Below are 24812 nucleotides of genomic sequence, written 5' to 3'. Positions count from 1 at the left end.
GTCCTTTTTGGGGACAGATGCTCGCCTGTTTCCTACAGCGCCAGTCTTGTGGTCTGCATTACAGAAACAAGACTCTATGACAACATAAAAAGCATGTTTAAAACTGCAGCAGTGTCCTATTTCAAGTATTATAATATCAAGGCTATCTATACTCTATATACTCTAAAAATCGCTTGACTGCAAGTGATGTACTCTTTTTATTTCTTAGTGCCAATCCAATTTTTCGATAGGCAGGCACTTCTAACTCTTTTGCTACAATACGATAAGGAATACGCCGTAAAATAAGCTGTGGCAAAATACTAATTCCCAAACCGCTTTCCACCATAGACATAATGGCATAGTCGTCCCATGTTGTAAAATGAACTTTAGGAGAAATGTTACATCGTTCAAATATCTCTGAAACTTCTGCTTGTGCACCCTTTTCTAACAGCATAAAAGGATAATCACATAATGCCTTCATTGGGAAATATTCGCAATCTACAAGTGGATGATTTTCAGGTAAAACCACAAGTAGTTTATCCTGTTCCAAAAAAATTGTTTCAAACTCTGGGAGTGTAGGAAGTCGAAGAAAACCGCAATCTACGCTCCCCTCTAAAATCCAGCTTTCTATTTCTGTATAGTCGCCCAATAGCAACTCATAATCAATATTAGGATAATCCTTTTGAAATTCTTTAATGATATTCGGGAGCCAATGAGTTGCTGCGCTTGAAAATGTACCTATTCGTATAAGTCCAGATTGCAATCCGTTTAATTCTTCAACTTGCGTCTGTAACTTCTGATATTCATTACACACACTTTTAGCAAAGGGTAATAATTTTAAACCGTCTGAAGTTAATCGTACACCAGAGCGTCCACGTTCAAGAAGTGATACACCCCATTCTTTTTCTAAATCGTTAATCATACGACTAATACCAGATTGGGAATAGTTCAACATCTCCGCCGCCTTTGTGAAGCTCCCATATTCAACAGTCCTAACAAATGCCATATATTTTTGAATGTTCATATCCATACTATGTTTACCTCATATTCATCTGATTTTATCATCTTTATTATGATAAACATTCGCTTTTGTAATTTATGAGCTTATGATACACTATGGCTATAGAGTTTTCAAGAGAAAGGAATGGAATAAATCATGTTTTTTGTAAGTAATATTTATACAACGCCGCCAGACAAGTTTGATACCCCACTACAAAAGGAAACGTATAGAGTATTACACAACTTGTGTATCCCATTTGAACGTGTTGCTACAGACGAAGCAATTACAATGGAAGATTGTGTTTATATTGATAAAAAATTAGATATGAAGATGGTAAAAACTCTATTTCTTTGCAATCGACAGCAAACAGTTTTTTATCTGTTCATTACGAAAGGAGATAAGTCGTTCAGCTCAAAGGATTTCAGCAATGCTTTGGGGGTGGCTCGCGTTTCCTTTGCTCCTGAGTATTTAATGGAAAAGATGTTGGAAACTAAAATCGGTGCAGCAACTGTTTTCAGTGCCATGCTTGACAACAATAATGCTGTACAAATTGTTTTTGACAAAGATGTTGTGGCTGAAGAATGGTATGGGTGCAGCGACGGTACAACTACCGGTTATATGAAAATCAGAACAGCACAAATCATTCACGATTTTCTGCCATTTGTGGAGCATACACCGTCTATTATCCAGGTGTAATATGGGGCTGTATCAAAATAGAATTGTTGTGAAAGTTAGAAGCTCTTTGTTAGAAAGCACCTATAACAAGCGTAGAAGATGATGATGACACGAATATATTTTAAGTACTTTTTAGCATTATTACTGTTTGGTTCTAATGGAATTGTTGCAAGTTATATTTTACTCAACAGCTATGAAATAGTTTTTTTGAGAGCTTTCATAGGCAGCTTATTTCTTATTGTAGTTTTCATACTCTCAAAAGGTAAACTACAAGGCCTTCAAAACAAAAAGCATTTTATATTCTTAATTATTTCTGGCATGGCAATGGGAATAAGTTGGATGTTCCTCTATGAGGCATATGCGGAAATTGGCGTGAGCATTGCTACACTCATTTACTGTTGTGGCCCAGTCATTGTGATGGTGTTCGCTCCATTGCTTTTCCATGAACACTTGAGTATTTTGAGAATATTGGGATTTTGTATTGCTTTAATTGGAATGTTCTTTGTTAATGGAAATACTTTACGACAAAACGGATTTTCGTGGGGACTGATTTGCGGTATCCTTTCAGCGGTTATGTACGCTTTTATGGTTATTTTCAATAAAAAAGCAAAAAGTATTACAGGGTTAGAAAATGCCATGCTTCAACTAATCGCTAGTTTTTTAACTGTAGCAATCTTTATGCAGATAAAGCAGGGGCTTGTTATTTCTTCCTTAATGCAAAACATTTTTCCTGTTTTATTTTTAGGAGTTATAAATACAGGAATAGGCTGCTATCTCTATTTTTCATCCATTCAACAGTTGCCCGCTGGGTCTGTTGGGATTTGTGGGTATTTAGAGCAGTTATCCGCTTTAGTTTTCTCGGCGCTCTTTCTACAAGAAAGGTTATCGGGGGTACAAATACTTGGTGCTATCTTTATTATAGGTGGTGCAGCTATAGGTGAATTGTCCATACATAAATCAAAGTTAAATAGGTGTTAGCTGTTAAAAAAATTCATTATATAGCACTAAGTAAAGATTGCTAGAAATATGTTTTTTCACAACGCATTGAAGGAATAATTAAGGCCAAAGTACATGGGCAGATAAAACAATCTGATTATGTACTTCTTTTTATATATTTGTAGACAATGGGAGTAAACGGTAAAATCGTTTTAAATTGGCTTACAACAATTATTACGCTGCTTTCATACGGGAAAATCAATAAATTTTCTGCTAACAGTAAGTATTCGTTTTTCTTATATGAATGCAAATGTCAATACACTTGTCCTACTTGCCATTTAGCGGAGTACCCAAAAATGGCATGAAAAAACGGAGACTTCTACTCCTACGTTTCTAGTGTTAGATTGCTTGACATAATCACCATACACTTGTACAATTGTATGGTATGGAGGTGAGTCTCATGCCTGTTAACTCTTTTGAAAATTACCCTATGTCGTGGAAACCGACAATAGACAAAAATGAAAAATCTTTATACCGTACTTTAGCGAAGCAATTAGAACAAGATATTATAAACGGGGTTCTTCTTCCCGGTACAAAATTGCCTCCACAAAGGGAATTGGCTGACTATCTTGATTTGAATGTTAGCACAGTTTCAAAGGCATTCAAAGTATGTGAGTTGAAAGGATTATTAAGTGCTACCATTGGGAGCGGTACGTTTGTATCCTATGATGCACTTACAAATGCCTGTTTGCTTACAGAGGGTAATCCTCATAATCTTATTGAGATGGGTGCTACCGTTCCAGAAAATTCATCAAATGAAGTCTTGGTACAGTTATTAAAAAGTATGATAAACCAGCCAATAGCAAATAAATGGTTTTCCTATAATCGCCCCAATGATGCATATTGGCAAAAAGATGCCGCCGCTATGTTTATCAAGAAATGTGGTTACGAAACAAGTCGTGAACATATTTTGTTTTCAAGTGGCGGCCAAAACGCCATTGTCGCTATTCTTGCAGGGATATTCAGGTATGGTGATAAAATAGGTGTTGACGATCATATATACTCTGGAATAAAGACAGCAGCGAATATGCTTGGTATCCAATTGGTTCCCATCAAAGCCAAAAATGGTTCTATGGATTTCGAAGCACTCCGCTATTATTGTAAAAATGAAAACTTAAATGGTGTTTATCTTATTCCTGACTGCCAAAATCCGACTACACAGACAATGACTTTGTCACGAAGAAAAGAAATTGCTACTGTGGTGAAAGAGCAAAGTATTTGGCTGATTGAGGATGCCACCTATCATCTAATGAATGAAAAGCCCATATTGCCAATTTCTTCATTGGTGCCGGGACAATCAATCTACATCGCAAGCCTATCAAAAACTGTAGCACCTGGCTTGCGGCTGGGTTATGTAGTTGTGCCGTTGACACTTAAATCGTCACTTTCTCTTGCACTATATAACCTGAATGTTTCCGTTTCGCCCTTAATGACTGAGCTATCAGCTCGGCTTATTGTTTCAGGCCAAATAGATACGATTATTGAAAATCATAAAAAGAAAACAAAGGAGCGAAACAGATTAGTAAACAAATATTTCTTATCATCTGTATGTAGAGGTGATGAAAATTGTATTTTTCGTTGGTTATATCTTCCCCCTAATTTCACAGGAACAAACTTTGAAAAAATGGCTTTGCAGAAGGGTATTCAAGTTTATGCCGCTGAACGATTTGCAGTAGGTAATACTGTTCCAGAAAAAGCTGTCCGTATAGCTATCTGTGCTCCTGGATCAATTAGTGAATTAGAACGAGGATTAAAACTTTTGCAGCAATTATATAAATGAGAAAAGCGTACGCCATACAATTTAGATATTATATGGCGTACGCTTTTGTAGTATTATAATATCAAATACAAAATTAGCACAATGGAGGGGGAATATTGATGTTTAGAACTGTTTACGGGCCTCAAGGCAGGAAGATTAATCTTGATGGTACAACTAAGACACCAATTATTCCAGTTATGGTGGGTGATGAGGACAAGGCGCAGATTTTGAGTGATACGCTTTTTGAAAATGGGATTTTTGTTCAGGCTATTAAGTATCCCGTTGTTGGAAAGGGAAAGGCTCGCTTGCGTGTAATGACATCTGCCGTGCATGAAAAAGAGGACCTAGATGAAGCAATTGCAGTTTTTGGAAGAGTCGGTAAGAACCTTGATATCATCAAGTAACCCCAAATTATAAAGTTAGGAGGAAATTGTTATGACTAAGCTTGAACAAAAAGTGGAGGAGATTAGGGATGAACTGATTGCTATTCGCCGTGATTTGCATCAGCATCCCGAGCTGGGATTCGAAGAATACTATACTGCTGACAAAGTGGCGAATTATTTGAAAGATTGCGGTTATGAGGTTACTACCGGTATAGGTGGTACCGGAGTGATTGGTGTTATGTATGGAGCTAATGAAGGCCCTACCTTTGCTCTTCGGGCTTGTTTGGATGCCTTGGAAGTTCCTGAACAAACTGGTGTTGATTATGCTTCTGAGATACCCGGCCATATGCATGCATGCGGACACGATGGCAATATGACAGTCACTTTGGGTGCAGCAAAAATTCTAATGCAATATAAAGATGTGATGAATGGTAATATTAAAGTTATATTTCAGCCTTCAGAAGAAAATACCGACGGTGCAGCAAAAATTGTGGCAGCCGGCGGCTTGAAAGATCCAGATGTGGATGTCATCATCACCCCACATATCTGGCATGACATTCCTAAAGGCAAACTAGGTTTACGTCCAGGTCCTGTTATGGCTAGCAGCGATTTGTTCACGCTGAAAGTAAATGGTGTCGCTGGTCATGGAGCATGGCCGCACATGTCGGTTGATCCACTGCCTGTGGCGGCGGAACTGATCCTTGCTATACAGAAAATTGTCAGTCGTGAAATCAACCCTATGATTCCCGCCTGTGTTTCAATAGGAAAAATGGGATATGGCACAGCAGCTAATATTGTATCCAAAACCGTTACGATGCATGGAACAGTGCGTACTTTTGATCACGATGTGCGCAATTTTATACAGAAGCGAATTGAAGAAATTACCCATGGAGTAACTAAATCTGCTAGAGCTACTTACTCAATGGATTATGTTCGCGTGATGCCTCCTTTGGTGAATGATCCTAGTTTTGTTGAGTTCTCAACAGATGTATTGGTAAATGCTTTCGGTAGAGAAGAGGTAACTGCAAACTATGCTGCTACTATGGGCTGTGAGGAGTTCTCTGTCTATCTAGATTATGTCCCCGGCATTTTTATGTTGATCGGCAGTCAAGAACCTAATGAGCCAGTTATTGAGATTCACAATCCAAAATTCTTGTTTCCAGAGGAATGTTTGACTATCGGCGTAAAAGCATTATGCGAGATTGCACTTAACTACTTTAAGACTGAACATTAATTTGTCTTTGTAAATGTATATGTGTTCCACATGGACTGCATCGTAAGGAATGTAATATCCCCTGCGGTGCAGGGACCGAGCACTTCATATTTCCATGCTATAACTCGGTGCTATCTTTATTATAGATGGTGCAGCTATAGGTAAGTTATCCATAAATAAATCAAAGGTAAAAAAATAAGTAGTAGCATTTTGATTGCCTTACAAAAAAAGTAATTAATTGTGAACAAAAGAAATATTACAGATATATTTCTAGACGTTAGAAGAATGAGCTTTCATTTTCTGATTTATCAGAGATGGAATTGAGTTATTTTGGTGCAGATTTTAAGAGAGCTGCTGTCAAAAAATCAATGTATAGCAAAAGCTCTTCTGACAAGAATACATCCTTTCGTTTCACCAAACCAACTTGAATCAGATTGCTTCCTTCCAAAGGGATAGAAATGATATTGGGATTCATGTAATTGTCTACGATACAGCCAGTTCCCAGATTGTAGCCATTTGTATTTGATAGAAGATCATTCATGGCCCCTCGATCCTTAAGATAGACAAGGTTGCTGATATTGTCTACATTGATTATTTCTTCCGCAAAATGGAGTAATACATCATCCTTCTGATAAGTCAGATACGGATAATTCTTTAACTGTTCCAAGGCAATGGATTTGAAATTAGCTAGAGGATGTTCTTTTCTAAGAAAGACATGTTGCTTTAGCGAAGCCATGGGAGTAAACATTAATGAGTTTGAGATAAAGTAACGCTCAAAAAAGCTCTTATTTAAGTCAGTCAGAGACAAAATTCCAAGGATACTTCTGCTAGCGTACACGTCGTCAATAACCTCAGTTGTCTTTCCCTCACGAATTGTCAACTCATATTTCCGTTCTGAAAAATAACCCATCAGATTTGCAACCGCCTCTATAGCAAAGCCATAATGTTGAGAGGAAATGGAAAACTTTATTAAGTCTGTTGTCTTCTGCTTCTTAAAATGATACACCACAGATTCTGCTTGTTCTAGAAGCATTTTGGCGTAGAATAATAATTCCGCACCTTCTTTTGTGAAGACAACTCCTTTATTTGTTCTATTAAAAATAGTAATTCCTAAATCATTTTCCAATTCCTGTACTGCCTTGCTGATACTAGGTTGAGTCACGTAAAGTGCAGAAGCTGCTTTGCTGATTGAATTATGCTTGGAAATCTCCACTATATACCTAAATTGTTGTAGTGTCATGTTATCACTTTTCCTTATCCCATTCTACCGAATGTTTTGCTATAACTTTATTTTATAGCAGGTGATTAATAAAGTCAATTTTACGGTTTGTATGAGAAGGTGCTAAAATATAGAAAAACAAATTTATTGTAAAAGGAGTAAAAAAATGATAAGGGAAGCAAGCGAAAAAGATTTAAAAAGTATTTTAGAAATTTATAACGATGCTATATTGAATACAACAGCGATATATGCTTATAAGATTCAAACTCTTGAGGAGAAAAAACAATGGTATAAAAAAAAGAAACAAGATGGATATCCATTGTTAGTATTTGAAGAAAATGATAGGGTCGTTGGATTTGCCACATTCGGCTCTTTTAGAGAATGGCCAGCATATAAATATACAATAGAGCATTCTGTATACGTTCATAAGGATTACAGAAATCAGGGTATTGCAACAAAATTAATGAAAAAGATAATAAAAATTGCTAATGAAAGAGAATATGCAACACTTGTTGCTGGAATTGATGCAGCAAATGAAGTTAGTATAAAAATGCATAAGAAAATAGGATTTAAGTATTCAGGTACAGTAAAAAAGGCAGGATTTAAATTTGGTAAATGGCTGGACCTTGCTTTTTATCAATTGGATTTAACAGGACCTAAAATGCCTTTAGAAGGATAAATCAATAATTGAAGGAGTAGATTACAATTGAATTTATTTATAAAATGTATTGTAGCTGTTATTATTATGATTGCTGTTCATTATATATCAAAAACACATAATTATTATATTGCTGGATTAGTATTAAGTTTTCCTGGTTTAAGTATTCTTGCATATTATTTTATGTATAAAGAACAAGGAGTTTCAAAAGTTCGAGTAACAACATATTTTGCCATATTATCGGCTATACCATTTGTAATCTTTCTTTTAGTATTAAATTTTACTTTGAAAAAATATACTATATTTAATTCTATTTTATTAGCAAGTGTAGTTTGGGTAATCTTTTCATCAATATTGATTATAATTTGGAAAAATTTTAATATAATTTAATACTCATTTTTAGATTGATTACAGGACTTGGTTTGCCAATAGGTAGAGGCTTAGGAAATGATGAGAAACATAAATAATTAGGTGTAATAAAGAGCATTCAATTTTTCAGGTTGAGTGCTTTTTGTTATGGTTAAAAAATGCTTAAATTTTAAGAATATAATTGGATTGTACAAAAATGGTAGTATAATATTGATATATTGGCTGTGCAGGTATAGTTATAGCAAATGGGGCGTTAAGTTCAAATACTTCTAGTGAAGGTGAGATTAGAAAGAATTTAATAGAAAGTGTTATATTTATTGCAAGCGTATTTTTTAATAATAAGATACATTACTTTTATAGAATTTTATAAGACAAGAACAGCTTAAGGTGGATGAAAATATGATAAATGATTTATTTATAAATGTATTGGTACTTATATCTGCTACTTTTGTTGCGGGCCACATTTTAAGGGATATATCTAAATATACTATATATGTTAAAATATTATTAGGTATAGGTGGTGGATTTGTTGGTATTTTACTAATGATATATACAATTAGAATTGATGGAACTACTACAATAATGGATCTACGAAATTTTGCATTGATGATAGCTTCTCATGTAGGAGGAACCGTACCTACTATAGTTTCAGCAATTATTATAGGTTTATATCGTACATTGTACTTTGGCATAACCAAATCTTCTATTACGGTAGTCCTTCAAATGATATTGTATCCAATATGTTTTTATATAATTGATAAAAAGATTAAGTCAGATTGGAAAAAGTGGTTTTTCAAGACTTTATCCATGTTAATCATAGTACTATCTGTGTTAACTTATCTTTTAAAGAATGTAGAAAATTTTCAAGTAATGCTTTTGAAATATTTTATAGTTAATTTATTTTTTAGTATATTAGAATACACTTTGCTGAGTTATGTTAAAATTTCAAATGAGTTATATAGAATGTATAAAAAGGATTCCGCTAAGGATTTCCTTACAGACCTAAATAATGTAAGGAAATTTGACAGCCTGCTTAATGATGCTATGAAAAATGCAAAGGAAAAATGTGAGAAACTATCTCTATTAATGATTGATATTAATTTCTTTAAAAAAGTAAATGATACATATGGACATGCAAGGGGTGATATTGTTCTACGTGAATTAGCAAAGATTTTACTTAAGAACAGTAGGAGCTTTGATATAGTTTCTCGAAATGGAGGAGAAGAATTCACCGTATTATTACTAGATTGTCCTGAGATTCAAGCATTACAAATAGCTGAACGTGTTCGCTCTAGCGTTAGAACTCACCCATTTGTACTGTCTAATGAAACTCAGATAAATATCACCATATCAGTAGGAGTCGCAAGTTATCCAGAAGCTACAAATGAAATAGAAAAACTCTTAGAGTTAGCAGATATGGCATTATACACTGCTAAACGTACAGGAAGGAATAAGGTGTGTTCAGCTGCCGGACACTCCAATGTGTTACAATATACTAAGTAATTACTTTTTTATTTTATAAAAAATTTCAAAGGAGATATTTAAATGAATAAGATCAACGTTTATGAAAAATTAAATCTTTTTAACGAACACTGGAGTCCAAAAATTTTAGGTGAAATTAATGACTCTTATGTAAAGATCGTTAAACTTAATGGCGAATTTTTATGGCACACTCATGCAAATGAAGATGAAATGTTTTATATTTTAAAAGGATCGTTGACTATTAAGTTTAGGGATAAGGATGTTATTTTAAATCAAGGAGAATTTATTATTATTCCAAAAGGGATTGAACATATGCCGGTTGCTAGAGAGGAAGTACATGCAATGTTAATTGAAGCAAAAACAACATTAAATACCGGAAATGTTAAAAATGAAAGAACAGTAGATAAACTTGATAGAATTTAGTGTAACAACTGAAGTTTATGCTCAATTTAAAGAATAATAACATCCAATTGATAACTGAATAATACAGTGTCAAAATAGAAAGATATCACCAATTAAAGCAATTCTTTACAACTTCTTATTAATATTATTATTTAAAAATATATCCAAAATTTAAAAAGGGTATTTTGTAGTAATTTTACAAATAATAATTTTGATAGTAATTATGTAATAGGAAGGAAATGATAATATGAGCCAAGGAATAGTCTCACTTTTTATACCTATAATAGTCATTGTTTTAGCTATGATTACAAAGAGAATAATAGCTGCGCTCATTGTAGGAATTTTAGCCAGTGGTATATTACTTGCAGGGGGAAATGTAATTAATGGGTGTATTTTAGCTGCAGAACATTTAGTTAATGCAACTGCAAATAAAGAAAGTGTTTATATAATAATGTTTCTATTTCTGTTTGGAGCCTTTGGTGAGATTATGAAGTTATCAGGTGGAATAAAAGGTTTTTCAGAATTAGCAAATAAATATGTAAAAACCGAAAAAGGAGCTTTAGGAAGTATATGGTTAGTGTCTGTTTTTACCTTTATTGATTGTTGTTTTCATGCCATTTCATCAGGAATTATTGGCAAAGCATTAATAGAGAAAACAAAGGGCAGCAAGGATAAACTAGCTGTAATAGTCAATGTAACATCCTGTTTATTAATTATTTTAATTCCATTTGCAACTACTTACGTGGGTTACATAATAGGGGTCATTAGTTCAGCTTTAAGTAAGGCAGGAATTAAAGAATCAGCTTATAATCTATATATAAAGAGTATACCCTATAATTTTTATGCCATTGTTATGATACTTATAAGCATAGGTATAATATTTTTTAATCTAAAATTTGATAGTATAGTTAATAGGATTAAGGAAGTAAAACAAACTGACGCAGGAGAGATACATGGACATGAGGCGCATGAACAATGTGAATTTGAAGAGAAAGCACCACCAAGACCATTTAACTTGATTATTCCATTAACAATACTTATTTTAACTACATTCTTTTTCTTTTGGTATACTGGAAAAAATAAGGGTCAAGGATTTTTAGGTGCTATAATGAATGCAGAATTTGGAGAATCTATTTTATTATCAGCCGCAGTTTCTATTGTAATTACTACAGTAGTTTACTTAATTCAAAAAATACCTATGGCTGAGATAGAAAGTCATTTTTTGTCAGGTGGAAATGAAATGATGCCTCCCATAATAGTTCTAATATTAAGCTGGGGATTGTCAGGTATAATAGAAGATTTGCAATTTGCAAAATTCATTACCAATACAATTGGACCACAAGTACCAACAGTGCTAATACCAGTTGTAATATTTTTGATTGGTTGTGCAGCTTCATATTTTATGGGTTCTGCTTGGGGGACATGGGCATTACTCATGCCAATAGCTGTACCACTTGCCGTAACTACAAATTCAAATCTGCCTTTAGTTATTGGAGCTGTGCTTGCCGGCGGTTCTCTAGGTGATAATGCCTCACCACTAGGAGAAACGGCAATTCTTTCATCTACCATAGCAGAAGTTCCCCTAATGAAGCATGTTAAGACAATTTTACCTTATAGCATTATTTCCATAGTAATATCATCCATCTTATTTATAGCCTTTTCATTTGCAATTTGAAGTTATAATACAAAGGCGGACATAGAATTGCAGAAGATGATATAGAAAAATGCCATTACAACAACTGTTATTGTAAATGATGACTAAAATCCCATATCTAACGATATGGTTTTTTTTATATTCAAAATCTTAGGGAGGAGGAGAAATATGCCTTATAAACAAAGGCTAGCTAACATTTAAAAAACTAAGATAAATGTTAGCAGTACCTCACTTTTAATTTTTGTATCTAAGGATACTGAAGATAAAAAAGATTAATCTTATAATTAAAACATAAATTATAGATTTTAAAAAATGAAGGATAAAGCTTATAAAAATTATAAAAAATATGACTATTGGTGAAGATGTGAAATAAGGAGGTAAAGTATATGAGCGCATTTTTAGGAAAAATTCATTATTGGCTATACGATAAAATTAAATTACATGAAAAGTTAATAGAGAATGTAGTAAAGCTAGCTGAAAAGAATGGCTATAACAGTGAGGCTTTGCTGAGTAAAAGTTACTCCAAACATGGATTTCCTGTAACAGGTTTACTAGAAAATGAAATAGAGCATAGTAATATTCATGGCTGGATTCAGGAAAGAATAATAAGTGTAGAAAGCCGATTGGCATACGTTGTAACTGAATTATTAAACAATAATATTGTCAAAAAAGAGGATATAGGCCATGTTTCTTATGAAAATGCAGTAGATATAATGAAGGAACTTGGAATCAATGAAGGTTCTCCAGAAGATTTTTTTAAGCTGATTTTTGATTATATGTTTGAAGGAATGCCATGTGATAGGGTAAATCAAATCATTGAAAATGGAAAAACTATGATTACTTGGGAAACCACAAGAGATCTTCATAAAGCTTACTGGGATGAAGCTAGCGGAAATGTCAATAATTATTATCATTTTAGAGATTCATGGATTAATGGATTCTTAAGTGCAAGTGGTACAGGATATAAGTATACTAGAACAGAAAATGGAATAAATACAATAAGAAAGGTGTGAGTTTATGGATGGAATTGCTTTAATGATTGAAGAACACAAAAACATAAAAAGGATGCTGCAAGTTATAAGAAAAGCATGTTTAAGTATAATGAATGGCAGGGAAATTGATTATATGGATTTTGAAATGATGATTGACTTTGTAAGGAACTATGCAGATAAGCATCATCATGGAAAGGAAGAGAAATTATTATTTAATAAAATGGTGGATGAAATTGGAGGTGCAGCTGAGAAAGTAGTTAAGTTTGGAATGCTTGTGGAGCATGATTTTGGAAGGTTATATATGAAGGAGCTTGAAGAAGCACTTGCCAAAGTTAAGGATGGTGATGATGAGGCAAAACTTGATGTGATAGCCAATGCTGTATCTTATACACATCTATTAAATAGGCATATAGATAAAGAGGATAATGTTGTATATTCTTTTGCCCAGAGATCTCTTAGTGAAGAAATATTAAATAAATTCAATATGGAATGTAATGCTTTTGAAGAGGAAATGAATAGAGCTGGTGTTCAGAATAAGTATATTCAAATATTAGAATTGCTTGAACAAAAGTATAAGTGATTTATGTAAAGTGTTACCATAGTATTTTCTGCATTGGCTATAATGTCATTAATGATTTTTAGGGGGGTAAATTTGTTTAATGATGAAGTTAATAAACTTAGTGAAGTTGCAGTAAAAAAGGTAATGTTTTTAAAACAGAGTAAAAGTAGGTATATAATTGCATCGGCGTTAGCAGGTATGTTTGTAGGTTTTGGTATTATACTCATATTTACAATAGGGGGCCTGCTGTCCTCTGCAAATGCACCAGCTGCTAAAATTGTAATGGGGGTTTCTTTTGGAATTGCATTAAGTTTAGTATTAGCTGCTGGTTCTGAATTATTTACAGGTAATAACATGATTATGCCAATAGGTGCTCTAGAGAAAAAAGTTACATGGAGCTCAGTTTGGAGCATATGGATTTTTAGCTATATTGGAAACATTTTAGGTTCTGTGGTATTAGCGGCATTATTTATACAATCTGGACTTTGGAAAGGCCCAACAGCCCAGTTTATTTTAAAAACATCAACTGCAAAAATGACAGCACCATATATAGAGCTCTTTGCAAGGGGAATTTTATGTAATATTTTAGTATGCTTGGCAGTATGGTGCTTTTTTAAACTAAAGGATGAAACTGCAAAGCTTATCATGGTATTTTGGTGTTTGTTTGCATTTATAACTTCAGGTTTTGAACATAGTGTAGCTAATATGACATTACTTTCAATAGTGTTAATGATTCCACATAAGGCACCAGTATCCCTTAATGGGTTTATGTACAATTTGACAGCAGTGACATTAGGTAATATTGTTGGTGGAATGATTTTTGTGGGTATAGCATATTGGTATATCTCTAATAAGAAAGCCTGAAGAATTGGATAATGAATATAAATAAAATGGCATAAGGAGGGGTTAAGATGGGATATAAGTTAAACTCAGAAAAGTTTAATAATTTTTTGGCCACAATAAAAGATGAATATAAGGTTTATGCTCCTATACTTTTAAAAGGCAAGGGCACCTTCTCAGACACAGATACTGTTAGGTATGGACAAGTTAATGATATTAAAGAAATAGATTTTGATAAAAAATCTAATTTCTCACCCAAGGAAGTGATACTTCCAATTACACAAACCCTGTTTTATTTTACAGAAGACAGCGTAACAGAACCTAAAACAGAGGATAAGAAGAGTTTAATATTCTTAAGAAGCTGTGATATACATGCTGTTAAGAGATTGGATCAAATATATTTAAAGAATGGCGCTGAAGATCCATATTACAAGAAATTAAGAGAAAAAGTTAAATTCATACTTATGGAGTGTGAACACAGCTTTGAAAATTGTTTCTGTGCAAGTATGAAAACTAATAAAGCAGAGGAATATGATTTATTTGTAAAAGTAAAATATGGACAAGTTTTTGTTGAATGTAAAGATGAAAGCTTTAAATCATATTTTGACACTTGTGAGCAGTATGAAGTAAGTCCAAAATTTATAGAAGCTAACGAAAAAGAAGTAAAAGTTCCTAAAAACTTAGATACAAATATATTTAGTTGGAGTGGCTGGAAAGAGTATTCACAAAGGTGTATAGCTTGTGGCAGATGTAATACTGTGTGCGGAACCTGTGCTTGCTTTACAATGCAGGATATATTCTATAAGGATAATAGAAATGTTGGAGAAAGAAGAAGGGTTTGGGCTTCTTGTCAAATAGATGGATTTACAGATATGGCCGGCGGACATAGTTTTAGAAAAGAGCAAGGTGATAGAATGAGGTTTAAGGTTATGCATAAGGTTTATGATTTTAAAAAGAGATTTGGCTACCATATGTGCGTAGGGTGTGGAAGATGTGATGATGCTTGTCCTGAATATATATCATTTTCAAACTGCATAAATAAGTTGAACAAAGCAATGGAAGAGGTGAAGTAAATGGAGAATATATATTTACCAAGGTCTAGTAAGATAATTAGTATTACTCCACATACAGATATTGATTACACCTTTAGAATGGAATTTGCAGGTGATGTGAAGCCTGGTCAATTCTTTGAGGTTTCTATACCTAAATACGGAGAAGCTCCCATTTCTGTCTGTGAAATAGGAGATGGATATATAGACTTAACAATCAGACGTGTGGGAGTAGTTACAGATGTTATCCATACCTTCTTCAAAGGAGATACACTTTTCATGAGGGGACCTTATGGCAATGGATTTGATTTAAATATATATAAAGGAAAAGAAGTTATTGTATCAGTAGGTGGAACTGGCCTAGCTCCGGTTAAGGGAATTGTGGATTATTTTTCAGCTAACAGAAATGAGGTTAAGAACTTTAATCTTTTAGCTGGATTCAAGTCACCAAATGACATATTGTTTAAAGAATCTATCAAAAAATGGAGTGATAATTTACAAGTCACAATAACTGTAGATAAGGCTGAAGAAGGATATAGTGGTAATGTAGGGTTAATTACCAATTATATTAAAGATTTAAAAATTGAAAATGTAGAGAAAGCACAAGTGGTGGCTGTTGGTCCTCCAATAATGCTGAAATTCACATTAGCTGAGTTTATTAAAAGAGGAATTAAAGAAGAAAATATTTGGGTTTCTTATGAAAGAAAAATGTGTTGTGGACTTGGTAAATGCGGACACTGCAAGATTGATGATACCTATATCTGCCTAGAAGGTCCGGTTTTCAATTATACTAAGGCTAAGAACTTAGTGGATTAGGGGGGAGAATAATGTCTATAGATATTAATACGAAAGGCCTTAAAAAGAATGCATTTAGGGTAACTAAAGAAAGAGGAAAAACTGCAATAAGAATAAGAGTTCCAGGCGGTCATATGGAAGCGAAATACTTTGAAATACTACAAAAAGTTGCTGAGGAGTATGGTAATGGAACTGTTCATATAACTATCAGACAAGGATTTGAAATACCTGGAATAGATATGAAGGATATTCCTAAGATAAATGAAATTATTCAGCCTGTAATAGAAGGATTAGAGATAAATCAGGTAGATCCAAATACAGGATATGCCTCCTCCGGTACAAGAAATGTATCTGCATGTATAGGAAATAAGGTATGTCCTTTTGCTAATTATAACACTTCTGCATTTGCAAAGAAGATAGAAAAGGCTATTTTCCCTAACGATCGTCATGTTAAAATTGCATTAACTGGATGTCCAAATGATTGTATAAAAACTAGAATGCAGGACTTTGGAATTATAGGAATGACTGAACCACAATATGACAGCTATAGGTGTATAGGCTGCCAAGCTTGTGTTAAGAACTGTAAGAAAAGATCCACAGGAGCACTAACATTTGAAAATTTTAAGGTTGTGAGAGATCACGAAAAGTGTATTGGCTGTGGAGAATGTGTTGGGAAATGCCCAACAGGTGCATGGACAAGAAGTGATGAAAAATACTTTAAGCTGGTCATAATGGGAAGGACAGGAAAGAAAAATCCAAGACTTGCTCAGGACTTTGTCAAATGGATAGATGAAGAGAGTATAATAAAAATTATTTTAAATACTTATGATTATATAGAAGAATATATTGATAAAGATGCACCATTAGGAAAAGAACATATTGGATATATTGTAGATAGAACTGGATATCATGAATTTAAGAAATGGGCATTAAAAGATGTAAAACTAGGGGATAAAGTTGACATACAAGAAAATATTAATTGGTAACAGTTGATTTAAGGAACGGGCATTAGTGACCGTTCTTTAAATATAATTTGTAATATTCATTATTTTTATTACCAATTAATAGTCACAAAAGCTTTTCAAAGTTTCCATATCCTTTATTTTGAACGTAGACAAGTGAAAATCAATTATGCCCTCATCTCTCATTTTGCACATCTCCCTTGACATGGATGGTCTTGATACATTTAAAAAATCAGCAAGTTCGTTGCGCTTTAAGGGCAAAATTATAGTATTGTTTTTGGTATCTTGATATTGCTCCAACAAATATGAACATATTTTACCCCGTATACTTTTAATTGAAAGGTATTCAACTTTCTTATTCAACAATAAAGCTTTATCTGATATTACTTTCATAAAATTTTGCAGCATTGCATTGTGCCATGGACACATCTTTCCACATCTAGCTATAAGGTCTGAGTTTGTAAGAAACAAAACTTTGCAAGTGTTTTGTACTCTCACTGTTACCGGCCACATTTTACGACTTGAGAATACCAGCATTTCCCCAAATAAATCTCCCTTTTTTACTACAGAAATAATAACTCTATTTCCTTCAGAGTTTTCTTTGAGAATAGTTACTTCTCCTTCTAAGACTATACCAAACCTGTCAATTGATTCACCTGAATTTACTATACATTCATTTTTATTAAAAGTATGTATTTTGGGAGTTAAGCATTGTAACATGCAAAGGATTTCTTCTTCTTTTATGCTGTAAAATAACGGTGATTCTTTTATTATTTCAATATATGCTTCTATCATTTAATTACCATCCTTTTTGTATTCTCAGGTGCCGAATTGCTTTAATAGATATAATATAATAATCTTATAGAAATGACAAGGGGAAAATAGTCTTGTTGTTAGAAAAAAACTTATGCTTATTTTGAAATGATAGCTTATTTATAAAGTTACTTGAATTTTTTATAATATAGCGGATGGCATTAGATGTCCATTCAACCCTTAATATTATAAAAAATTCAAGTATAATGTCCAAAGTAATATTCTAAATTATAATAATTAATAGCTGTGTAAAAAAATAATTTATAATTCTAAAATATGTTCACTAAAGTGTCCAGGAAAACGAGAATAACTCACTTTCTGGACTATAAAGTGTGATTTGCCTAACCCTGCCCTCACTTTATTTTGAGCATAAAAAATAGAAGGTCTAAGTACACTGTGTAAATTATTATATGTTTATTATAGTATATAAAAGTAATAGAATTAAATTTTATGCCGTTTTACACATTAACCAGCAATATTTTCATCGTCACCTTCATCTTCATTTTTATTAATTTGCTCCATATATTCATTTAAAATTGAGTCCAATTTTTGGCTTTTAGTAATTATCTTGGCGTCAGATAAGTTTTCTTTTTGTTCTATATCCTGTTCTAATGAAGCTCTGTATTCTTCTATTTCCTTCAGTATTAGTTTAATTTTACTCATAAAAACATTTCCTCCTTTTCTAATGTCAATAAAATTCTATTAAAATAAAAAACAGGGCAATTTACAATTAAGCAATTATTTACATAATTTATATAAATAACTTATTATAGAGCGGATTAGTCTTATATATAACTAATTCCATAAATGGGTATACATTCTTTTATTTATTTTACCTGTATATTAACAATTAGTCAAAAAACTATTTTGTCCAATTACTGATATACACAAATTCTATTTTAATTTAAAGTGTACTTGCAAGTGAGTATCTGTGTTTTAAACATTCACAAATTCTACTAAAATGAAAAACAACAAACTTAAAATTGCTCTCAATTACTTCAAATATCGATATGACACCAATATTTGTAAAATACTTATACCGCATATAAAATATATAAATTTAGAGAATTTCTTCAAATCTAATTTTATCAATGAGGCTTATCTTTATACTGAATGACTGGGCTTTTATAATACAGTTGTTATACTTAAAGTAATTATTATCACCACCAATAAGTTCTTCAACATTTATACCCAATTTATCAAATGGATTTTTAATTATTTTAATACATTCTTCTTCCTTAGCCCCTTCTTTTAATACTACTAAAAATAAATAATAATTTTCTTTATTTCTATTTTTCTCTATTTCATTTATTGTCATACAAAAAGTATCTTGTAAATTACATATGGTTTTAACCTCAATGTCCATAATTGCTTGAGAATTATATGTTACTTGAAAATCAAATCCTTCTGAATTTTTAACTTTATATACATTATCTTCACCATATTTTTTAACTAAGGCTTCTTTAACTTTTTTTTCACCTAATTCAGTACGTTCTATTTTTTGCTTACTTAATTTATTTTCAATACTATGATTATTGCGTTCCACTATATTCCCCTTTGGATACATAGTTATTTTAGCAGCATCAAAAACAGAATTATTTGTAATGTTGTTATATTTTTTAAATGCTATATACTGATTTTTTATATTGGTTGCTTTTGTAGATATACTATTTTTTAATTTATCTTCTGTGTATTTCCCCTCAAATATATCTTTTTTATACACAATATTTTTTGGTTCAATGCATTTAGCATCATCATATTCTAATGACATTAAATAGTTATAAAATCCAGAAAGACTTATATCCGTTGCATTTTTACAATACTGAATGGCTTTATTTTCATTACATTTTCTAAATTTCGTTATATAAGGAGTGATTAGTCCAGTATTTCTCGGATTACTATTTAGTTTTCTTTTTCTTTTTAAAAAATATATTTTATCTAAAGGATTTAGTTTTCCCTTTTTTATTTGTTGTTCATCAAATATAAGAGATTGATTTATAAAACTTATAAATGATTTACTTATATTTTGGAAAATTCTATTTGGCAGTCTTATAGTACCATTTTCTAAATCAAGCCAATCAATCCTAAGATTTATTATATCTTCTTGATTTAATCCAATATATAATAATACTGCTATTGCTTTTTCTAAAGGATTACAATTAGTATTATTTAATAAATCATAAAACTGAAAGCTATCTTTACATAGCTTTTTAATATCAGAATATAGCTTAACGTGCTTAATTATCTCATTTTTATTTAATAATTTACTGAAATACCTTGATTCTAAACTAGCATTTAAATATTCCTTTGAATACCACTCGGCATAATCATTTAAACGTGTAAAAACAGGTGATATAACTGAAGATGAATTTAACTTCTTAAAATTGTCCTCTAATTGATTTTTGGACAAATTATAAAATGGAGTATTATCTTCACTTTCCAGTTTATCTAGAAATAACAAGGCATATCTACAGATATCTTTTTTACCTTCTATGTATAACTTATTTTCATATAACTTTTTTTTATCAATATCATATGTATATTGATAAATGTGTTTTGTCATTTAAGTCACCCTCTTATGTGCTCATAATTTATTTTAAATTTATAAAAAATAAAATGAACATTTGGATTATTAAATCTGTAAATTAAAAAATTGATATTTGAATACATTATATTTTATAAAACTGATAAATTCAATTATTTTTTGATAATTTCATATAATATATATATGTTCGTTGATTTAAATATATTAAAAGTGGAATAATATTGAGAATTTATTAATTATATATGCTGTAATATATCCAATTAAGTAGTATTTTCTTGTGGAGTAAATTTCATCTGAAAATACTCAAAACAAAATATTATATGAAAATTTTGGAGGTAATAAAAATGTTAAAAAACAAGTTTAAGTTAATCTCAGCTATAATGCTGGCAGCACCATTACTGGTAAATACAGGAATCGCCACAACAGTTCATGCGTGTACTAATACACAACCTATAACTCATGTTTCAGCCTATTACACTTTTGTGAATTTTGAAGCTAAAATAAATTCTTTAGTAGCAGCAGGTAGCATAAATCAAGCTCAACAGTCAACAATATTGAATTTGTATTATAGTGGTAAAATAACAACAAAATCAACTTTTAAGGCTGAACTAGATGCTTTAGTAGCGGCAGGTACTATAACTCAGAGTCAAGAAATATCTATATTAAATTTATTTACTAGTTGGGGTTCTGATTGGAAAATTCCAGCACCAATAAATCATAATAACGATAAATCTGATAAAAATAACTCGAAATCTAGTGGAACCAAACAAAATACCCCAACACCTAGTAATTCAAAGCAAAATGCTCAAAAATCTAATGACTCAAAAACTAGTAATGCAAAACAAAACAATTCAAAACTTGGGGATTTAAGAACTAATGCTCCAGTATCTGCTGGTTCGGGCAATACTTGCACAAAGTAAAATTCATTAAGTAAATGGGAAAAAATAATATATGTGGTATTTAGTTTTAACGTATAAATACTCTCTAAATGGAGATGGCCCTATGTGTCTGTCTCCATTTTCATATATTAAATTTACACTTATTTTAGAATATTTTATAAAATTTTTAAGATTAATTTAAAGCAATTTTAAAGACATATTTTATAATAAACCCATGAAATAAAACAGGAGGTGATATTGTGGTTAATTGTTTAGATGGTATATATGAACAATTTAAAATAGCAGATATTACTCTTACTTCTCAGCGTAAGATTATACTACAAGTTCTGTTTGACAATAAAGATAATCACTTAACTGTTGAGGAAATTTATCATTACGCCAAAATGAAGATGCCCGAAACCGGTTTGGCTACAGTTTATCGAACTTTAGAACTCTTATATCAATTGGAAATAGTGAGAAAAATTATCTTTGGTGATAATACTACTCGTTATGAAATGATTTTAAGTGAAAGGGAACACAAGCATCATTTTATATGCCAAGAATGCGGAAAGATTATGGATGTAAAAGAGGATTTTATAAATATGCTTAAAGATAGAATTAATAATAGATACGGTTTTTATCTTACAGAGCAAAGCATAGTTTTTGAAGGTTTATGCCTGCAATGCTTGAAAAAGAATTCAACATTAAAAATCTCCCTGTAAAGGATAATATAATTTTCTAGCGTTAGTAAAATGCACAGTTGAAATTTGGGTATTTTTCAAATTTCTAATGGTATATGAAATAATATATATTGACATTGGGACTAGGTGGTCATATAATAATATTACTATATGACCACCTAGTCGTAATCATAGATGAGTTGATTTTTTTTGCATACCACATGACTACCTAGTCATTAAAGGAGAGAAAATTATGCCAACAAGAACTTTTTATAATTTGAGTGATAATAAGAAGCAAAGAATATTTGATGCTGCGGTGAAGGAGTTCTCAGCCCGGCGTTTCACCGATGCGTCAATCAACCAGATTATTAAGAATGCAGGTATACCTAAGGGAAGTTTTTATCAGTATTTTAATAATAAAGAGGATATTTATTGTTATATGATGGGAAAAATTGAAAATGAAAAGCGTGAAATTATGGGGCGTATAAAAAATTTGAACTCAGGAGCGGATGTTTTTGAAATCGGTATGGAAGAAATGAAAGCAGCATTTGAATGGGCAAAGCTTAGACCTGATTATGGTCGAATAGGAATATTGATGTGGAATGATAACAGCGAATTTATTGCCGGGCTTCGTACAACTACAATTGAATCCATAAGAAAAAATATAGATCGTGATAAAGAGCGGGGCTTCATCAAGTCGGAAGCTGATTCCGATCTGGTTGCAGATATACTCGTCACCCTCATTTTAAATGAGAGTTTCTTTGCAGGACTTGATGAGGATAAGTATTTTAACAAGCTCAATGGTGTTATGAAAATATTAAAGGAAGGAGTTGCAGTGGCAAAGAAATGAATGATACATTTGGTCATTAAATAATAGAGAGGGGAATGTGTATGGACTCATATGTGCTTAAGTTTCAGGAGATTGATAAAACAAAGATAACACTGGTGGGAGGAAAAGGAGCTAACCTGGGGGAACTGTCTGGAGTAAAGGGGATACGGGTTCCGGAGGGCATTTGTGTTACTACAGAAGCCTATAAAAGAATCATTGGCAATAATAATGAGCTTAATGATTTGCTGGAGCAATTGTCACATCTTATGGCGGACGACAGGAAAAGAATCAGTGAGATTAGCCAAAAAATCCGCAGAGTTATTGAAGGGATAATCATTGCAAAGGACATTGAAGAAGAAATCGCAAGGCAGATTTCAAGACTTGGAGAAAAAAATGCCTATGCGGTACGTTCCAGTGCTACAGCAGAAGATCTGCCCACAGCATCCTTTGCCGGCCAGCAGGATACGTATTTGAATATTATGGGGAAAGATGCTATCTTGAAACATATCAGTAAGTGCTGGGCATCGCTTTTTACTGACCGTGCCGTAACCTACCGTATACAGAACGGCTTTGACCACAGCAAAGTTCATCTGTCTGTGGTCATTCAAAAAATGGTTTTTCCAGAGGCTTCAGGGATTATGTTTACAACCGACCCCGTAACATCCAACAGGAAGGTACTGTCTATTGATGCAAGCTTTGGGCTTGGCGAGGCACTGGTCTCCGGCTTGGTTAATGCAGATATTTATAAGGTACGGGAAGGCAGGATTATGGATAAAAAGATATCCAGAAAGAAGCTTGCAATTTACGCCTTAAAAGAAGGAGGCACTGAGGAGCAGGAAATCGAGGAGGGAAAACAGAATACACAGACTCTGACAGATGAGCAGATATTAAAGCTTGAGTGCATGGGAAGAAAGATTGAGGGGTATTTTGGACACCCACAGGACATTGAATGGTGTCTTTATGAAGATGAATTTTATGTGGTTCAGAGTCGTCCTATTACAACCTTATATCCGGTACCTATTGTTACAGATGGTAAAAATCATGTATATATATCCTTCGGTCATATGCAGATGATGACCGAAGCCATAAAGCCACTGGGTATGTCTTTTCTCCAGATTTTAGGCAAGGATTATATTATGTCTGCTGCAGGAGGAAGGTTATTTTATGATTTGTCTAATGATTTTGCTTCACCTCTGGGGAGAAAAATGGCACTAAGCAGTTTTGGGCAAGCTGATCCTTTAATGAAAAATGCTATGACAAATTTATCTAAGCGTAAACAGTTTTTAAAGACCCTGCCCCATGGAAAGAGAACTTTACACATGGGTGCAGAAGGGCTGTCATGGGATCTTCCCATACAGGCAATAAAGATATACCGCGAAAATGACCCAGCTGTTGTTAAAGAACTCATTGGAAATGCTCAAGCCTCTCTAAGGGAGCTAAAGCAAAGAATAGCCGGTGTTTCCGGAGATGAATTATTTGATTTTATTTTGCAGGATCGTAAGCAATTAATCAAAGTCATGGCTGACACTAGAAGCGTGGGGGTAACACTTATGGGGATGATGACAGCAGCCTGGATTAATAAAAAAATGGAGAAATGGCTTGGTGAAAAAAGTGCAGTGGACACACTCTCACAGTCGGTAGACAACAACATTTCATCTGAAATGGGACTTGAGCTTTTGGATGCAGCAGATGTTGTGAGAAAATATCCAGAAGTAATTGAATATTTTAAGCATGCCAGGGACAAGACTTTTTTTGAAGACCTAGGCAGACTTGAGGGCGGTGATGCTGTGAGCAAATCTATACAGACATACCTTGAGAAATACGGAATGCGTTGTACAGGAGAGATCGATATCACAATGCCACGCTTTAGCGAACGGCCAACCGCACTGATTCCAATGATACTTAGTAATATCAAAACCTTTGAGTCCAATGCCCACAAGATTAAATTTGAGCAGGGACTAATGGAAGCAAAGCAGAAGGAACAGAAACTTTTAGCCCGCTTGGCTGACGTATGGACAGTTTAATGTAAATTAATGTATAAAACATTTACAGGATAAAATTATGTAGAAAACCGCCTTAAA

The 24812-nt window shown here is 32.8% G+C and carries 24 protein-coding genes and 2 pseudogenes; 21 read left to right on the top strand and 5 right to left on the bottom strand.

Annotation, left to right across the window (positions count from 1 at the left end; all coding sequences use genetic code 11):
• Positions 1-15 precede the first annotated feature (15 nt).
• Positions 16-177: pseudogene (locus ACJDU8_RS10615) on the top strand (hypothetical protein); the annotation flags it as partial.
• Here the strand turns inward: ACJDU8_RS10615 and ACJDU8_RS10610 are convergent.
• Positions 143-1009 carry a LysR family transcriptional regulator gene (locus ACJDU8_RS10610; RefSeq protein WP_406792131.1) on the bottom strand — a complete coding sequence of 289 codons (867 nt, stop codon included), beginning with the start codon at positions 1007-1009 and terminating at the stop codon, positions 143-145. The pseudogene ACJDU8_RS10615 and the gene ACJDU8_RS10610 overlap by 35 nt on opposite strands.
• Before the next feature lie 126 nt (positions 1010-1135).
• Between ACJDU8_RS10610 and ACJDU8_RS10605 the strand changes: the two genes are divergently transcribed.
• The 5 genes from ACJDU8_RS10605 to ACJDU8_RS10585 all read left to right on the top strand — a co-directional run bounded on the left by ACJDU8_RS10605 (position 1136) and on the right by ACJDU8_RS10585 (position 6026).
• Entirely contained in the window at positions 1136-1675 is a 540-nt protein-coding gene (locus ACJDU8_RS10605) for a prolyl-tRNA synthetase associated domain-containing protein (RefSeq protein WP_406792130.1), read from the top strand.
• Between the two features lie 84 nt (positions 1676-1759).
• Positions 1760-2632: a DMT family transporter gene (locus ACJDU8_RS10600; protein ID WP_406792129.1), complete on the top strand. Its 873-nt coding sequence runs from the start codon at positions 1760-1762 to the stop codon at positions 2630-2632.
• A gap of 418 nt (positions 2633-3050) precedes the next feature.
• Positions 3051-4430 carry an aminotransferase-like domain-containing protein gene (locus ACJDU8_RS10595; RefSeq protein WP_406792128.1) on the top strand — a complete coding sequence of 460 codons (1380 nt, stop codon included), beginning with the start codon at positions 3051-3053 and terminating at the stop codon, positions 4428-4430.
• Between the two features lie 98 nt (positions 4431-4528).
• Positions 4529-4813: a hypothetical protein gene (locus tag ACJDU8_RS10590; protein ID WP_406792127.1), complete on the top strand. Its 285-nt coding sequence runs from the start codon at positions 4529-4531 to the stop codon at positions 4811-4813.
• Positions 4814-4844: 31 nt separating this feature from the next.
• The gene (locus ACJDU8_RS10585) at positions 4845-6026 is read left to right on the top strand and encodes a M20 metallopeptidase family protein (RefSeq protein WP_406792126.1); all 1182 of its coding nucleotides are present in this window, start codon (positions 4845-4847) and stop codon (positions 6024-6026) included.
• A 304-nt stretch (positions 6027-6330) separates the two neighbouring features.
• Here the strand turns inward: ACJDU8_RS10585 and ACJDU8_RS10580 are convergent, their stop codons facing one another.
• Positions 6331-7245: a LysR family transcriptional regulator gene (locus ACJDU8_RS10580; RefSeq protein ID WP_406792125.1), complete on the bottom strand. Its 915-nt coding sequence runs from the start codon at positions 7243-7245 to the stop codon at positions 6331-6333.
• A gap of 145 nt (positions 7246-7390) precedes the next feature.
• On the opposite strand from ACJDU8_RS10580, the gene ACJDU8_RS10575 reads away from it, so the two are divergent.
• The 11 genes from ACJDU8_RS10575 to asrC all read left to right on the top strand — a co-directional run bounded on the left by ACJDU8_RS10575 (position 7391) and on the right by asrC (position 17010).
• The gene (locus ACJDU8_RS10575; protein WP_406792124.1) at positions 7391-7903 is read left to right on the top strand and encodes a GNAT family N-acetyltransferase; all 513 of its coding nucleotides are present in this window, start codon (positions 7391-7393) and stop codon (positions 7901-7903) included.
• Between the two features lie 27 nt (positions 7904-7930).
• Complete coding sequence (locus ACJDU8_RS10570; RefSeq protein WP_406792123.1) at positions 7931-8272, top strand: GlpM family protein; 342 nt, start codon at positions 7931-7933, stop codon at positions 8270-8272.
• A gap of 378 nt (positions 8273-8650) precedes the next feature.
• Positions 8651-9754 (top strand): diguanylate cyclase, encoded by a 1104-nt coding sequence (locus ACJDU8_RS10565; RefSeq protein WP_406792122.1) that lies wholly within the window; start codon positions 8651-8653, stop codon positions 9752-9754.
• A gap of 42 nt (positions 9755-9796) precedes the next feature.
• Entirely contained in the window at positions 9797-10156 is a 360-nt protein-coding gene (locus ACJDU8_RS10560; protein ID WP_406792121.1) for a cupin domain-containing protein, read from the top strand.
• Positions 10157-10382: 226 nt separating this feature from the next.
• On the top strand, positions 10383-11810 hold the full coding sequence (locus ACJDU8_RS10555) for a Na+/H+ antiporter NhaC family protein (RefSeq protein ID WP_406792120.1): 1428 nt from the start codon (positions 10383-10385) through the stop codon (positions 11808-11810).
• A gap of 365 nt (positions 11811-12175) precedes the next feature.
• Positions 12176-12802, top strand: a complete 627-nt coding sequence (locus ACJDU8_RS10550) for a hypothetical protein (RefSeq protein WP_406792119.1) — start codon at positions 12176-12178, stop codon at positions 12800-12802.
• 4 nt (positions 12803-12806) lie between these two features.
• Positions 12807-13361, top strand: a complete 555-nt coding sequence (locus ACJDU8_RS10545; protein ID WP_406792118.1) for a hemerythrin domain-containing protein — start codon at positions 12807-12809, stop codon at positions 13359-13361.
• A 72-nt stretch (positions 13362-13433) separates the two neighbouring features.
• A complete protein-coding gene (locus tag ACJDU8_RS10540; RefSeq protein ID WP_406792117.1) occupies positions 13434-14204 on the top strand; it encodes a formate/nitrite transporter family protein in 771 nt (256 codons plus the stop codon).
• A 47-nt stretch (positions 14205-14251) separates the two neighbouring features.
• Positions 14252-15253 (top strand): anaerobic sulfite reductase subunit AsrA, encoded by a 1002-nt coding sequence (gene asrA, locus ACJDU8_RS10535; protein WP_406792116.1) that lies wholly within the window; start codon positions 14252-14254, stop codon positions 15251-15253.
• Positions 15254-16045 carry an anaerobic sulfite reductase subunit AsrB gene (gene asrB / locus ACJDU8_RS10530; RefSeq protein ID WP_406792115.1) on the top strand — a complete coding sequence of 264 codons (792 nt, stop codon included), beginning with the start codon at positions 15254-15256 and terminating at the stop codon, positions 16043-16045. It begins immediately after the preceding gene.
• Positions 16046-16062: 17 nt separating this feature from the next.
• Complete coding sequence (gene asrC, locus ACJDU8_RS10525) at positions 16063-17010, top strand: sulfite reductase subunit C (protein ID WP_406792212.1); 948 nt, start codon at positions 16063-16065, stop codon at positions 17008-17010.
• Positions 17011-17085: 75 nt separating this feature from the next.
• Here the strand turns inward: asrC and ACJDU8_RS10520 are convergent, their stop codons facing one another.
• The 3 genes from ACJDU8_RS10520 to ACJDU8_RS10510 form a co-directional block, all read right to left on the bottom strand.
• On the bottom strand, positions 17086-17781 hold the full coding sequence (locus ACJDU8_RS10520; RefSeq protein WP_406792114.1) for a Crp/Fnr family transcriptional regulator: 696 nt from the start codon (positions 17779-17781) through the stop codon (positions 17086-17088).
• Between the two features lie 483 nt (positions 17782-18264).
• Positions 18265-18462 carry an aspartyl-phosphate phosphatase Spo0E family protein gene (locus ACJDU8_RS10515; RefSeq protein ID WP_406792113.1) on the bottom strand — a complete coding sequence of 66 codons (198 nt, stop codon included), beginning with the start codon at positions 18460-18462 and terminating at the stop codon, positions 18265-18267.
• A 397-nt stretch (positions 18463-18859) separates the two neighbouring features.
• Positions 18860-20362 carry a protein NO VEIN domain-containing protein gene (locus tag ACJDU8_RS10510; RefSeq protein ID WP_406792112.1) on the bottom strand — a complete coding sequence of 501 codons (1503 nt, stop codon included), beginning with the start codon at positions 20360-20362 and terminating at the stop codon, positions 18860-18862.
• A 326-nt stretch (positions 20363-20688) separates the two neighbouring features.
• Between ACJDU8_RS10510 and ACJDU8_RS10505 the strand changes: the two genes are divergently transcribed.
• The 4 genes and pseudogenes from ACJDU8_RS10505 to ppsA form a co-directional block, all read left to right on the top strand.
• Positions 20689-21264, top strand: coding sequence for a hypothetical protein (locus ACJDU8_RS10505; protein ID WP_406792111.1), 576 nt, complete (start codon positions 20689-20691; stop codon positions 21262-21264).
• Between the two features lie 218 nt (positions 21265-21482).
• On the top strand, positions 21483-21944 hold the full coding sequence (locus ACJDU8_RS10500) for a Fur family transcriptional regulator (protein WP_406792110.1): 462 nt from the start codon (positions 21483-21485) through the stop codon (positions 21942-21944).
• A 211-nt stretch (positions 21945-22155) separates the two neighbouring features.
• Complete coding sequence (locus tag ACJDU8_RS10495; protein WP_406792109.1) at positions 22156-22752, top strand: TetR/AcrR family transcriptional regulator; 597 nt, start codon at positions 22156-22158, stop codon at positions 22750-22752.
• 41 nt (positions 22753-22793) lie between these two features.
• Positions 22794-24734 (top strand): annotated as a pseudogene (ppsA, locus tag ACJDU8_RS10490) (phosphoenolpyruvate synthase); the annotation flags it as partial.
• Positions 24735-24812 lie beyond the last annotated feature (78 nt).

Origin of the sequence: Candidatus Clostridium eludens, assembly GCF_045310515.1 — a bacterium.
GTDB lineage: Bacteria > Bacillota > Clostridia > Clostridiales > Clostridiaceae > Clostridium_B > Clostridium_B eludens.
The sequence above is the reverse complement of the archived record's forward strand: the minus strand, read 5'-3'. Positions and strand labels throughout refer to the sequence as shown.